The sequence below is a fragment of the Paenisporosarcina sp. TG20 genome, assembly GCF_000286315.1.
Lineage (GTDB): Bacteria > Bacillota > Bacilli > Bacillales_A > Planococcaceae > Paenisporosarcina.
This window is the reverse complement of record NZ_ALJG01000253.1, coordinates 1-13,831: the sequence shown is the minus strand read 5'-3', so window position 1 is coordinate 13,831 and position 13,831 is coordinate 1. Positions and strand designations below refer to the sequence as shown.

Here is a 13,831-nt window from a genome sequence, read left to right as displayed (position 1 = left end):
CCCGGTTTTTCTTATATTCCTTCTATATTAAGCTATCATGGCTCTGCAAGCTTCTGCACATTTGCGGCATGCCTCTGCACAGCGCTGACAATGATCGTGGTCATGTTGAGTGCACTCATCTCCGCAACGATCGCAAGTGGTCGCGCATAAATCACAAATCTCTTTGGTAAATGGACTATTGCGTGTCATTGCTTGAATCGCATAGCTACAAGCGTCTGCACATTCACGATCTAGACGAATACAAGCAGCCATCATTTTTACATCTTCTTCTCTTGTACAAGAATCAAAACAAACATTACACGCTTCCAAACATTCTTGACAAGCATCTATACATTCAACGTATCTGGAATTCATGTCTTCCACCTCGCTTTCATCAAGTAGTTATAAATCTAGTTCCCTTGGAGGAAGCTTACTAAACACAATATAGAAATAGCCCCTTAACTAGAATGGTTGTTAATGTAGCGAGGGTCATGACTTATAATTTAACAGTTAATATTTGGGGCCTAAAACCACGTCCAAGAACCTATCAATTTAAGCGTTTGGAGTTGTTAGATAGATAAAGTACAATTGAAGTAACTATACTTTTATAACGGGCGGGATATCTATGGAAGAACAATTTTCTAAAATCAAAGAAGCGACTTATTTAGCGACAGATAAAAGTTCCACATATCGAGCAATACTTCGCCATTTTTATTTGCAACATGAACGAATGAAAGAGTTCTTATTGCCACAAGAAGTATTCGATTATATAAAGAGTTCATCTTTTTTTGGAGACTATACGATTGATGAACTCCATATAGATTTGGCAGCGCTAGTGAAGTGGGGCAATTTAAACGCCCAGCAAGAAAGCGGGAATGCCAAAACAATTGAAGAGTATAAAAAGAAACGCTTCCGCTACCAATGCACCCCATATACTGTTGAATTTGAACGTATGCTTGTTCAGTTCGAGCAATCGGGTGATACATTTGGTGGGTCACTTGAAAAGACACAGTTTGAAAAGTTGTATAAAGCGCTAACCAAACTAAAAACGCATGCAGATGCATCACCAGAAGAGTGTGCAAGTTATTGGGATGATATTTTAACGCACTTCAAAAAAATCGGACAAAATACATCTGATTATTTTGCGTATATTCGCAGTGAGGATGCCAATGAGCGTATGAAATCGGAGTCTTTTCTACTATATAAAGACCAATTCACTACATACTTGCGAGATTTCATTTTATCCTCTCAAAAAACGGCTGCGCACATTCAAGAATTAATGCGGACACTTCCTTCTGCTCAACTCACAGGGTTTTTTCAAAACGTTGTGATTCATCAAAATAAAACATTTCGTTTAGAAGATATAGCAGTTGATCCAATGCAGGAGCTTTTAGAAAGATGGGATATTCTAAAAAAATGGTTTGTCTCAGGAGATTCAGGTGAGAGTCAATTTGAATATTTACAACAACAAACGGATGAACAAATCCGTCGCATTACGCGCATCGTCCAGCGTTTGGGTGAAAGAAACCAACAATTTCGTAGTCGCAAGGAAGACTACTTACACCTTGCCAAATGGTTTGATGCAATGGAAGATGTGCAACAAGCCCATAAATTATCTGCTGTTGCATTTGGCGTTTTTCATACAAAACATTTCCATTCTGATCATGAGCCGACAGACGATATATACACGGATGTATGGGACGAGCAGCCAATGGATCATGAAACGCAGCCACGAATTCAACAATACCGAGAAAAAACACGCGCCTCAGCCATGGGAAATAACGAAGAGAAAAAGCAACAGGCGAAGCAACGCCATATGGAACAACGGCAACTGGAACAAACACTCATCGAACAATATATATCAAACGGTCAAATTCAACTGGCTCATTTACCTATAATTGAATCGTCTGTACGTAAAATCTTACTGTCGTGGATTGGAAAAGCAATGCTACGTAAAGATCAAAAGATTAAAACGGAGTTTGGGGCAGTCATTCACGTGACCATTCATAAGGACGAGCGCACACAGTTACAATCACCAGATGGTGTGCTAGAAATGCCAAATGTGACGATTCAGTTTGAACGAAATGAGGTAATCGTATGAATGAAGTGATACAACAAAGCGATCCTAAACTTGAAGAAGCGCTTGGTTCCTTATTCGAAAAGTTTTGGGTTCTTCGTTCAAATGAACCACAGCTTTATCAGTTGATACGAGATCGTGAACATAAGTTGCGTCGATACATTAGCGAAAAGTTGGGATTTGATTTAGTTGTACACCAACATTTTATAAAACTAGAAAAGATCCCGGTCGAACCACAAAGTTGGATGGGCATGCAAGATTTTCAAGCACCGATGGACTACACGGTTTTTTGCTGTGCAATGGCATTTACAGAACAAAAAGCAATTGATGAACTATTTTTACTTACAGATGTCACTGAAAGCATTCAAGAACTTTATCCCGGAGAGTTCCCGCTTGATTGGACAAACTATCAGCACCGCAAATCGCTCGTTCGTGCATTGAATAAAATGGTAGAGTTGTCTCTTATTAAAACAATTGATGGCAATTTAGAGTTATTTCAAGCGGATGAGCAAGAAGAAGTGCTCTATCAAGTGTCTGTTCATGCGCGTTATTTTATGAAGTCGTATCCAGATGATTTATACAATCTTTCATCTATGGACGACATGATTGCAAGTGAGTGGAAACGTTCACCCGAGGATCAACGAAGAAAACGTGTTTATCGAAAATTGCTTATGTCTCCTGTCGTTCATCGTGAACACACAGAAGATGAAGATTTTGCCTACATACGAAATTATCGAAATCGGTTAAAAGAAGATTTAGAAACGATGACTCCGTTTAAACTAGAAGTTTTTAAAAATGTAGCGATGTTAACGCTACCTGAGCGAAAGCGCCGCTACATACTATTTCCAGATCAACGTGTCATTAGTAGCATCGCGCTACAAGTAATGACGACGATTCGTTCAGAAGAAGTGGATGTCAATGAACTTGGCCATTTACGCCTTCCGTTGTCAGCATTTACAGAGTTAGTGCGAAGAGTGAAGGAAACGTGGGGACATGGATGGAGCAAAGTACATCGAGAGGAATCGGTGAGCGAGACGGCCCGCCAATTAATCGATCTTTGGTTTGAATGGGAACTTGTGACGGTTGATCAAGAAATGGAAATACTCATCATAAAACCTGGTGCAGCACGTCTAATCGGACATTATCCGAAAGATTTTATAGAAAGCGAGGCATTTACAGATGACGAATAAATGGCAAATGAATCGTGCCGGACTTTTGAATTTTTGGTATTACGATGAAGAAATTTTTGATTTCCACAAAGGGAAATTACTGCTGCGAGGAAGCAATGGTTCTGGGAAATCAGTTACCATGCAAAGTTTTCTACCGATCTTACTTGATGCAAAAAAAACACCTGACCGATTAGATCCGTTTGGCTCGAGATCGCGTCGCATAGAAGACTACTTGCTTGGTGAAAAAGAAATCTCCAATCGTGATGAACGAACGGGCTATTTATTCATCGAGTATAAAAAAGAAGAAACTGGTCAATACGTTACCACAGGCATTGGACTTCAGGCGAAACGTAATAAAGCTTTGAAATCTTGGGGGTTCGTCATTACAGATAATAGACGAATTAAAGAAGATCTTGAACTCTATAAAATGGAAAGACAAGGGGAAGAACGTGTACGTGTACCGTTATCTAAAAAAGAACTTGAAACAGTGATTGGTGACGGTGGTGAGGTCGTAGATACCAACCAAGAATACATGGAACTTGTTAATAAACACGTCTTTGGCTTTGAAACAATTGACGCATATCAAGATTTAATTGAGCTATTAATTCAATTGCGTAGTCCCAAGTTATCAAAAGACTATAAACCAACCGTCATTTATGAAATATTAGAAAAAGCACTGCCCCCTTTAACCGACGAAGACTTACGCTATTTGTCCGATACGATTGAGCAAATGGATCAAACGAAACAACAAATTGAACAACTTGACCGAGAAGTAAAAGCGATCGGAAGTGTGAAAAAGGCATACGACACTTATAATCATCGCTACCTATACGAGCAACTTCAAGAATGGAAGATGGTCACAAATCGCTTGAACAATGAACAACGCGATTTAAACGCTACACAGCAATTGAAAGAACAAGCGGAAGTAGAATTACGACAACTTAAACGAAATATTCAACAACTAGAAGCGGACACCGACACGCAAAACCACTTAAAGGAATCACTACAATCTCATAAAGTGTGGGCACTTAGTAAACAGAAGACACAACAAGAAGAAACACTTCTACGACTACGAAAAGAATACAAAAGCATCTCTGATCGTTTAGATAAACTCACATCACGCGAAAGAGCGAAAAAGCGAGAAGTAGAAGATGTGAAGGAACAAATCCAACAACTTCAAGCTGATATTGCACAAAAAATCGATGATCTTTCATATGAAAGTGAAGAAAGTGGGTTTACGCATCATGGACAAAATGCCGATGACTATAACCGTCATCAGCAGGACGTATTCCATTTTGACATCTGGAAACAAGAAGTGAGAAAGCACCAAGAATCTCTGACGAAAGCGATGGATCAAATGCGTGAAGTTGAAAGTCTACGCACAACCATTCAATCAAAACGTCAAGAGGTCGCATCACTTGATCAAGAACGAGACGCACAAAAAGTCTATGAAAAAGATTGGGAGAATACCTTCTCCGAAGATAAAGCAAGATTTACCGAAGAGATACATCAATGGATGGGGAGTCATTCCATATTTACCTTTGATAATTCAGCGATTCAACTGGCTTCACGTAGGTTAGAAGATTTGTATGATGTCTACACGATGGATCAAGTAAAGGGAATCTTCCAACCAGCAGTTGAAGCTTATGATCAAACACTTTATGATCATCGGTCGACACTACAAACCGAAAAACAACAAGTACAACAACAATTGCATGTGCATCGTCAAGAAATTACTGAGTGGCAATCTAAACGAGATCCAGAACCACGTAGGGAAGGTGCCACAAAACATGCCCGGATGGCATTAAAAGAAAAAAACATAGCACATGCTGCTTTTTATGAAGTCATTGAGTTTCGTAGCCATGTACCAAGTGATATACAAAAACGAATTGAAAGTGCATTACTGGATACAGGGTTACTGGATGCGTTAATTGCAGAGGACACGGATAAAATTGAGCATGATCGGATACTAAAACCTAATCCACAAGAACTAGCGTATACACTGGCTGACTTGATTGAGCCAGATGCTGAGCAAACTCTCGTGTCTCAACAACGTGTACAAGAAGTATTACAAAGTATTCTGATTGGGGAAAGCAATAGTTCAATGTCTGTGAGTGAAAACGGGACATATCAAATTGGTATTATGTCAGGGCATGCCCTACCTGTTGAGGAAGTGCGTTATATTGGCCGAGAAGCTAGAAAACGTTACCGGCTCCAACTTATTGCGGCGTTACAAGAAAAAATCATTGGATTCGAGTATGACATGCAACTTCTTGAGGTTCAGGAAGACGAAATAAAGAGCGCATTTGCCTATTCAAAAGAAGCGTGGAGAGCTTTCCCGATGAATAAAGATTTATGGGAAAGCTATAAGCAAATACAACAAGTTCGATCAAGCATTAAGAGTATAAGTGAGCGCATTGAAATACTTGGAAAAGACTTGCAAGCGCTCGATAAAGCCTTCCAAATAGGCAAACGCGACCTACATCTCTTAACACAAGCTATCCCAATCGACGTAGAGCTTTCGGTGTATAAGCAAGCTCTTACCCATATGGCTCATTATCAAGAGAACTTAGAAACCATACATCGCTTGCACGACCGCTTTAGTGATGCGAAGCGCAACCTAATAGCTATTGAACATACATTAAATGAGTTAGAACTAGAAGTCGATGAGACAAAAGGCAATGAAGCCATTGTAAAAGATCATGTTATGTCTCAACAAGCGCATGTTGACCAGCTAGTGGAACAACTGAAACAAGAAGGCGCAGAAGATATTCAACAACAAATTCAGAGTGTACAAGCAAAATTAAATGCACTTGAACAAGCGCTTAAGCAACAAAACCAAGCACTCCCACATCAATTGGCCAATGAAGATAAACTAGCAGAAAAAGAAACGCGTCTTTTATCAACCGTTGCATTTTGGAGACAACTCCAAGAAAGCTGGAAGAAAGCAGTTCACACGGAAACCGAGCGTGGTTTGATTGAAGTGGAAGGTCATCTTGAAAAGCTGGAAGACTGGCTCCCTTTACTGAAAGTAGAAACAACCAGAGATTTAGGCATTATTGAACGCAATTTGACCAATGCGTATTTGACGAGTGAACGTGAAATGACAGAATATCGCATGCGTGAATATACGTTGCAAAGTGACTCCGAAGCATGGATGGATGCGGTGACCAATGAAGATTGGTCAACACATCTAGCAACTTGGAAAACGAAAACAACACGTCGTCTCGTCGACTTTGATAAACGTGGCGTGAAAGTGTCGCCAAATTCCCTTTACCAAGAACTCGTCAATGATCAACTCATTCAACAAAACCGGTTGAATCAACAAGACGAAGCATTATATAAAGAAATCTTATTTAATTCTGTAGGTAATAAGCTTCGTTCCCGTATAGGGCGTGCAGAGAAGTGGACAGAAAAAATGCGAGACATCATGGAAGAAAGTGACTCCTCGTCCGGTTTGAAATTTTCTATAAAATGGAAAGCAAGAACGGCTGATGCAGAAGCTGAACTCGATACGAAAGATTTGGTATTATTATTGCGTAAAAATCAGGCATTGTTAAAAGATGATGATTTGGAACGCATTTCAGCCCACTTCCGCTCCAAGATAGAGGCTGCAAAACGTTGGGTAGAAGAAAAAGGCGATGGGCAAACATTGCTTCAAGTGTTAAAAATGGTACTCGACTACCGCAAATGGTTTTCGTTCGAGTTATCGTATGAAAAACCGAATGAACCAAGGCGAGAACTTACCAACCATAAGTTCTTTACGTTTAGTGGAGGAGAAAAAGCGATGGCGATGTACATCCCGCTCTTTACGGCGTGTTATTCTCGCTACAAAGAAGCGGCAGATTTTGCACCGTTTATCGTCTCACTAGATGAAGCATTCGCTGGAGTCGATGAAAACAATATTAATGAGATGTTTGAAATCGTCGAAAAGCTAGGTTTCAATTACATCATGAACTCTCAAGTATTATGGGGAGATTATGAAACGGTGAAAGGTCTTGCCATCTGCGAATTAGTGCGTCCGAAAAATGCTGATTATGTAACCGTCATTCGCTACAAGTGGGACGGACAAAGGATGGCAATGGAAGGGTGACTAGTATGCAAACCGATATAGCTGAGGCGGTCAAGTATTTTAAAAGTATTCCGGTGTATGATAAAGTTTTTCGTGAATTTCGAAGAAAATTTGAATCTTATGGTCGTTTGAGTGGGGCAGTAAAAATCGATGCGTATCCAGATGATGAATTGCAAGAATTAGCCCTGTTTATCGGAACAACGACGGATGCATTACAAACGAAGAAAACACTTAAGCTTGTCCAATTTGAGGATGCATTACTAGAAACAAAGTATGGAGATGTAACCCTGCTAGAGTTGCTAGAAGCCTATTTTAACGAGTCATTCATTTCAAGAAAAGAACGCACGAAGCAACTGTTGGTCGAGGAAAATGAACGCATAGGTGAGTGGCACTTAGTTTACACGGAGCTTGACGATTGGTTTGAAGTTGTACAAGCACGAACGATGGATGTCCAGCGGATATTACGTCTTATGCGAGAACCTAATTTTGAGGGAAAGTTAATCCAACTAAGGTTAGCCATCAGCTTACTACCAACCGATTACGAGCGTCTCCCGTTCTTTAGTCAACGGGTTACCGGTAATCCACATAGTTTTGACTTGCACACTGTAGAAGGAAAGCTACTTCTTCATATATTGCGAGTCAAAAGTGGAGAGATGGCATCAACATTGTCATCAACAGAAGAAGTCAATGAACTGTTACTAAAGCATTTTATTTTACGCGATGACCTATCGAATGACGTCAGTGTAGCAAACTTAATTGGCAATGTGAATGGCATTATTCACCCGATGTGGAAAGTGGCTTGTGACACGAAAAGTGCGTGGAATGTGCCGTTGAGAGAAGTATTAAAACTTGATAAAGCACGCCCGGTTGAAGGGGAACGCGTCTATATCGTGGAAAACTCAGGAGTCTTTTCTACCCTTCTCGATGCGCATGACTCAGCCCCGCTAGTCTGTACGCATGGTCAGTTCAAGTTAGCAGCTTTAAAACTAATGGATTTACTTGTTCAAGCAGGATGTGAACTGTATTACGCAGGTGATTTTGATCCTGAAGGCTTAGCAATGGCTCAGCGCCTACTCGACAGGTACAAAGGACAATGCCATCTTTGGAAAATGGACATCGCTTCATATGAGGCGAGTCGACCTATGATGGACGTTAGTGAACGAACTAATAAACTAGAGGCCATTAACCATCCACTGCTCAGACAGCTTGCAGATAGATTAAAACAAACAGGCAAAGCAGGCTATCAAGAAGCATTATTGGAACAATATGTAGAAGACTTGGAGAAAGGAAGTTGATCATGGCAAAAAAGAAAAGTAAAAATAAAAATAAACAGAAAAAGAATACAAATATAGTAGATGAATACGATGTCTTTGGAGAATTCTCCTTTATTGCAGGTTATACAGAAGGCGGAATGCCTTATGGAGTCACATTTGATGAATTAGAAGAAGATGATCAACAAGAAAGCGGTCAAAGTAATGAGGTCAAGGACGAAGATTTGCCGTTCTAACTTATTCAAAAAAAACATCCAATAGTTGCAACAGGTTCCGTTTCCAAACGTAAACATTAAAAATATAATGTGAAATGACTATCAGATTATCTATTGTTTTATAGGCAGATTTATCGAATTGAAGAACTATGAATTTGTTTGATTTTTTATTAATGTAGAAGTTTAGTGGAACAGGAGGAATTGAATGTTTTGGATTAAATTTGTTTTAATTGTATTAATTGTTTTTGTTGTTACTTCTATAGTTAAGGTTATTCTGAGAAAACTACTCAACATTGAAAAAGAAAAGAGAGAATTCTTTTCCTATAATCACATAAACGAATTACATCGCAAAATTGATAAGGGTTTGAAAATTATTTCTTCGATAACTTTAATCATTCTAATTTACGTGCTGTTGTTTTATTATTACGATTCCATCTACTGGTTTTTTATTGCATTAATCTTTTTCTCAGTATTGGAGACTGTTGTAAGAGCATTTTTTGAGTGGAAATATACAGAACATCCCAAACAATCTATTTTGACTTTAAGTGAAATGTTTTTATATTTAATCGCAATTGTGATCGTTATTCAATTTGAATTACTTGGGACTTTTTAAACTAAAACAATAAATATCTAGAAGTAGCTCAGTTCAGTGAACTGAGCTACTTCTACATTTATTTACTTCACATCAAAAAACTCTAAAACAAAATCCATATATAATAAATGTTGCTCTACATTTGGTCCATGTCCAGACTGGTTAAATTCAACAAACGTTGCATTGGGAATTAAGACAGCCGTCTCACGGCCTACTTCAGGAGGATTTAACTCATCATGACCTCCGCTTATGACAAGTGTTTTAGCTTTCACAAGGTGCAAATCACGACGAAAATCAAACCCCTTTAAAGCAGCATTTGCTGCGACAATTTCATCAGCCTTCAGAGGAATACTTTTTTTCGAAGCTTCTTTGCGCCACTGGCCGATTGCACCTAAATCATGATACATATAAGGTGAGACCTTCAATACTTTATGGGAAAACGACAGACCTTCTAAATCTTTCTGATATTTTAGAAACAAGGCTTGTAAAGAAGAAGTCTTTCCTTCTGACTTAGTTGCAACTAATATCATTTTCTTTACACGTTCTGGTGAAGCAATGGCTACACCCTGAGCAATATAACTACCCATCGACACGCCAATTAAATAGCACTCGTCAATTCTCAAATGGTCTAATAAACGTAACACATCATCAATATGATCATGGTATGTATAAGTAGCTGGTTTGTCAGAATCCCCATGACCACGTGCATCTAAGACAATTGTACGAAAATATTTCTTAAATACATTTACGTCTTCATCAAACATATGACGATTTCCAGTCAGTCCATGTAATAGCAATAGCGGCACACCCTGACCAAACTCTTCATAAGCTAGAGAGACACCATTCGACTCAAATATGTTCATATAAACACCCCAAAATCAGATTTTCCTTAATTACAATCTTTATACCCGAATTTCGATATTGTAACACCAACAAACATTTAATATCACGGAAAGAGATCCCTGAAACCATCGATATAAAAATTCACTGAATGGACATAAAAGGGGTCTTTTGGCTTCGGGAGGTAAAGTTAAAAAACTTCCTCCGTTTTAGGTCTACTAAATGCTGGATTTCAACAAGAATAAAATCAAATTTATGTATGTTAGGAGGGTTCTTATGGGATTTGGAAATAGATTTGGATATGGACATCCAGGATATACCACGGGTGCACCTATTGCGCCTGCTGGATACGGCATAAACTTTTCTTTTGGATTAATCATTGTTTTACTAGTACTCCTATTAATTATTTGGGCTGCATGGTTTTAAGACACAGTTTATAGCTATAATCTCGAAAAACCAATCTTCTTTAGGGGATTGGTTTTTTAATTTTTGTTGATCTTTTCTTTTATCGAAAATTTTCCATATGAAGTTACGAGTTAAATAAGATATACTTGAATTATCAGTTATCAATTTAAGGAGTGGAGTATCAATGGCAACTGCCCGTGAATCCTCAAAAGTAAATCTAGACTTTTTAGTTAATGACCTAGGATTAATCCAAGAAAGAAATACCAAAGTTTTTCGAAAAGGAAAATTATTTGTCATTTCTCCATCTGTACAAAATAAGAACAATTTATTCGATATTGGCGTAAATATTATGGATTCCTTCAATTCAGAAGAACAAGAGGGATACTTACTTGTCCGTTATCAAGATCAATATTTAATGGCCAAACTAAAAGCATTTGAAAAGAAAATGATGTTACCAGATACAAAATCAGTTACAACAAAACTTCCCCCACATTGGAAATTTAAAGTAATTGAAGCAACAAATCCGTATATCCTCAATATGGGTGATAGTGACCTTAGTTATGCAATTCAAATGCCTAGTGAGAATCAACTAAAGAGTTTTTTTAATAACTAAGTTTAACTTGTTTTCCAAAAATAATTGAAAATTACTTGGAGTCAATTGGAATTTCGAGAAACTTTAACTTTTTGCAATTCAGCTCTGGTAGACTAAAGAATTGTCAGCTATATTTAAAGAAAGTGGCGGTCGAAGATGCAATTTCGACCGCTTATAAATTTCTTTATTATGTTCACATTACTTAGAAAAGGCAGCCCTCCTTTAGGAAAGAAAAAAGATGTTTTTCCTAAAGTTTTAGGAAAAACATCTTTAGATAATACCTTATCTTACTAGTTAATCAACTATTAGTATCCAACTTCACCTGCTGGATAGTTATTACCAACAATGATTAACAGAATAAAAAGAACCACTAGTAATATGAAACCATTGTTACCTCCGAAAGCTGCGTAACTCATGTATACTCACCCCCTTGAGTTGTCATTAGATTTTTTCCGTATTAAAAACTTATGGCTACTTATTTTCCAACAGGAACTGTCCCTGGAGGACATACTTCACCGGGAATAACTATTGCCAACGATGATTAACAGGATGAAAAGAACGACTAGTAATATAAATCCGTTGTTATTTCTTACTGGCGCAACTGGTGCACACCCAGCGTAACCGGCACCATAACCTACTCCGGCACCAGCACCATATCCATAAGAACCATATCCTGCACAATAACTTTTCATTTCTGTTCACCTCCTCTTGCTATCTATTTAACCTATGACAGAAAATCGAGAGGAGTTAAGACAAATGTCTATACAAAATTAAAAGCTACAATATCTATGGAAACGAATCCTGGAACATGTAGAGCACCATTTACGATGCTCTAGCATTTCTCTTTATACGTGCTTTTAACTATAATATGAAATTTTCAACATGATAGTTGATTGATAAGCCTATGAAATAACAAAATAACAATATTAAATGTAACGAATGTGTTATAAGCAGTTGCATTTGATTATACAATTTAATTATTTAATTTTAGTAGCCAACTTCACCCGTTGGGTAGTTGTTACCTACTATGATTAACAGAATAAAAAGAACCACTAGTAATATGAAACCATTGTTTCCACCGAACATTGAACTTCACCTCCTGTATCTTTAAATTTATTAAATAGCTCTAATTATCAGGTAACAGGTACTGTCCCTGGAGGGCAAGCACGACCTACCGGATAATTATTACCAACGATGATTAACAGGATAAAAAGGACTACTAGCATAATAAAGCCATTGTTTCTTACTGGAGCAACTGGAGCAACTGGTGCACATCCGGAATAACCGGTACCATAGCCAGCACCATAACCTGCCTCAACACCGGTACCGTAGCCAGCAGCACCATAACCTGCCCCGACACCAGCACCATATCCAGCATAACCACCATAACTTGCATTATAAGATCCCATATCATAACACCTCCTCTTACTATCTACTTAACCTATGACGGAAAAAAGAAAGGGTATAGACATATGTCTATGAAATTTTAAAAAGATTTTTCTACTTATGGGTAATGATTTAATGGCAAGTGATAACAATGTAATCAAAAACAAACCAATTCTATTTCTGATTTGGTTTGTTTTTTTGTTTGCTTAGCTTAAATAATAGGAAGAATAAATTATTATTAGAAGGATAAATAAATACAATGACAAACCTAATCCATGGAAAATATAATGTGTGGTTTTATTGCCCCAGGGACAGTCGTGTCATCAAGAGAATCATTAACTTTCGTAATTGTCCACCTTGCTGGGGCCTTTGCCCAGTTGTTATCAAAGGCTTTTAGAGGACGTTACGAACGTTCTTTCTAAGGAAAAGTATATAGTTTGTGAAGTGTTCTTTTTAATTTAGCATTACAGGAGAAATTGAGAATTTCAAGTATTAGGAATGATATATCCAAAATAAGAAAGAGATGATTTCCATGTCTGCTACTAATAAATCTTATCCCGTATATTCTTTGTTTATATAATTTAAACAAACAGCCAAATTATTGAATGGATCAATTAAAAAGGTGGTAAGTGCCTGTCGAGGTTAATCTATTCCAATCGTGTTTTTGGTTGGTTGGTCATTACTATAAAGAGAAAAAGGGTGCGTTTCCTATAGTCTTTAGGAAACGCACCTTTTAAGAACTACCTAAAGCCTAATACTAAGGGTTAATCAATTAGTAACCACCACCTCCTTGACCTGTTGGATAGTTGTTACCAACGATGATTAACAGAATAAAGAGAACAACAAGCAAAATAAACCCGTTATTACCTCCGAATGCTGAATAATTCATGAATATTCACCTCCCTGGCTGTTCTTAGTTCTTTTTCGTTTTATCCTGTGCAATTACTAGTCAACAGGTAATGTCGTGGGCACATTTCTCACCCATTCGGATAATTACTGCCTACGAAGATTAACAGGATGAGAAAGAACCACTAGCAAGAGAAACCTGTTCACCTCTTCTTGCTATATACTTAACATATGTTATAAAAACAAAATGATATAGACATAAGTCTACAAAACCTTAAAAAGTTGAATCTATTAGTGCGTGTTCAAAAAGGAGCATAAAAAGAGCCGAGTAGGTCGAGGCGGCGTAGCCTTCGAGCACCGGAGCGTATGGTGTTGATACGTGAGGAG

General features: G+C 37.9%; 15 protein-coding genes. 8 read left to right on the top strand and 7 right to left on the bottom strand.

Translation table 11 applies throughout. The features are described 5' to 3' along the window. Positions 1-27: 27 nt before the first annotated feature. Entirely contained in the window at positions 28-354 is a 327-nt protein-coding gene (locus B371_RS0106860) for a four-helix bundle copper-binding protein (RefSeq protein WP_019413565.1), read from the bottom strand. A gap of 250 nt (positions 355-604) precedes the next feature. Between B371_RS0106860 and B371_RS0106855 the strand changes: the two genes are divergently transcribed. The 6 genes from B371_RS0106855 (at position 605) to B371_RS0106830 (ending at position 9,396) form a co-directional block, all read left to right on the top strand. Beyond that, the gene (locus B371_RS0106855; RefSeq protein ID WP_019413564.1) at positions 605-2,080 is read left to right on the top strand and encodes a TIGR02677 family protein; all 1,476 of its coding nucleotides are present in this window, start codon (positions 605-607) and stop codon (positions 2,078-2,080) included. After that, positions 2,077-3,246 carry a TIGR02678 family protein gene (locus B371_RS0106850; RefSeq protein ID WP_019413563.1) on the top strand — a complete coding sequence of 390 codons (1,170 nt, stop codon included), beginning with the start codon at positions 2,077-2,079 and terminating at the stop codon, positions 3,244-3,246. Before B371_RS0106855 ends, B371_RS0106850 begins: the two co-directional genes overlap by 4 nt. Next, entirely contained in the window at positions 3,236-7,318 is a 4,083-nt protein-coding gene (locus B371_RS0106845; RefSeq protein ID WP_019413562.1) for a TIGR02680 family protein, read from the top strand. Before B371_RS0106850 ends, B371_RS0106845 begins: the two co-directional genes overlap by 11 nt. Before the next feature lie 5 nt (positions 7,319-7,323). Continuing rightward, the gene (locus B371_RS0106840) at positions 7,324-8,592 is read left to right on the top strand and encodes a TIGR02679 family protein (RefSeq protein ID WP_019413561.1); all 1,269 of its coding nucleotides are present in this window, start codon (positions 7,324-7,326) and stop codon (positions 8,590-8,592) included. Between the two features lie 2 nt (positions 8,593-8,594). Beyond that, a complete protein-coding gene (locus tag B371_RS0106835; RefSeq protein ID WP_026022984.1) occupies positions 8,595-8,804 on the top strand; it encodes a hypothetical protein in 210 nt (69 codons plus the stop codon). 184 nt (positions 8,805-8,988) lie between these two features. Further along, entirely contained in the window at positions 8,989-9,396 is a 408-nt protein-coding gene (locus tag B371_RS0106830; RefSeq protein WP_019413559.1) for a DUF4181 domain-containing protein, read from the top strand. A gap of 62 nt (positions 9,397-9,458) precedes the next feature. Here the strand turns inward: B371_RS0106830 and B371_RS0106825 are convergent, their stop codons facing one another. Next, positions 9,459-10,238, bottom strand: coding sequence for an alpha/beta fold hydrolase (locus tag B371_RS0106825; protein ID WP_019413558.1), 780 nt, complete (start codon positions 10,236-10,238; stop codon positions 9,459-9,461). Between the two features lie 253 nt (positions 10,239-10,491). Between B371_RS0106825 and B371_RS23190 the strand changes: the two genes are divergently transcribed. Both B371_RS23190 and B371_RS0106815 read left to right on the top strand, forming a co-directional pair. After that, a complete protein-coding gene (locus tag B371_RS23190; RefSeq protein ID WP_019413557.1) occupies positions 10,492-10,641 on the top strand; it encodes a hypothetical protein in 150 nt (49 codons plus the stop codon). A 163-nt stretch (positions 10,642-10,804) separates the two neighbouring features. Next, positions 10,805-11,233, top strand: a complete 429-nt coding sequence (locus tag B371_RS0106815; protein ID WP_019413556.1) for a hypothetical protein — start codon at positions 10,805-10,807, stop codon at positions 11,231-11,233. A 284-nt stretch (positions 11,234-11,517) separates the two neighbouring features. On the opposite strand, the gene B371_RS22790 is transcribed toward B371_RS0106815, so the two are convergent. The 5 genes from B371_RS22790 to B371_RS22780 form a co-directional block, all read right to left on the bottom strand. Beyond that, positions 11,518-11,628 (bottom strand): YjcZ family sporulation protein, encoded by a 111-nt coding sequence (locus B371_RS22790; RefSeq protein WP_019413554.1) that lies wholly within the window; start codon positions 11,626-11,628, stop codon positions 11,518-11,520. A gap of 96 nt (positions 11,629-11,724) precedes the next feature. After that, positions 11,725-11,904, bottom strand: coding sequence for a YjcZ family sporulation protein (locus B371_RS0106800; protein ID WP_019413553.1), 180 nt, complete (start codon positions 11,902-11,904; stop codon positions 11,725-11,727). A gap of 295 nt (positions 11,905-12,199) precedes the next feature. Beyond that, entirely contained in the window at positions 12,200-12,298 is a 99-nt protein-coding gene (locus tag B371_RS22785) for a YjcZ family sporulation protein (RefSeq protein ID WP_019413552.1), read from the bottom strand. Positions 12,299-12,345: 47 nt separating this feature from the next. Continuing rightward, on the bottom strand, positions 12,346-12,621 hold the full coding sequence (locus B371_RS22395) for a YjcZ family sporulation protein (protein ID WP_019413551.1): 276 nt from the start codon (positions 12,619-12,621) through the stop codon (positions 12,346-12,348). A gap of 749 nt (positions 12,622-13,370) precedes the next feature. Next, complete coding sequence (locus tag B371_RS22780; RefSeq protein WP_019413550.1) at positions 13,371-13,487, bottom strand: YjcZ family sporulation protein; 117 nt, start codon at positions 13,485-13,487, stop codon at positions 13,371-13,373. Positions 13,488-13,831: the final 344 nt, after the last annotated feature.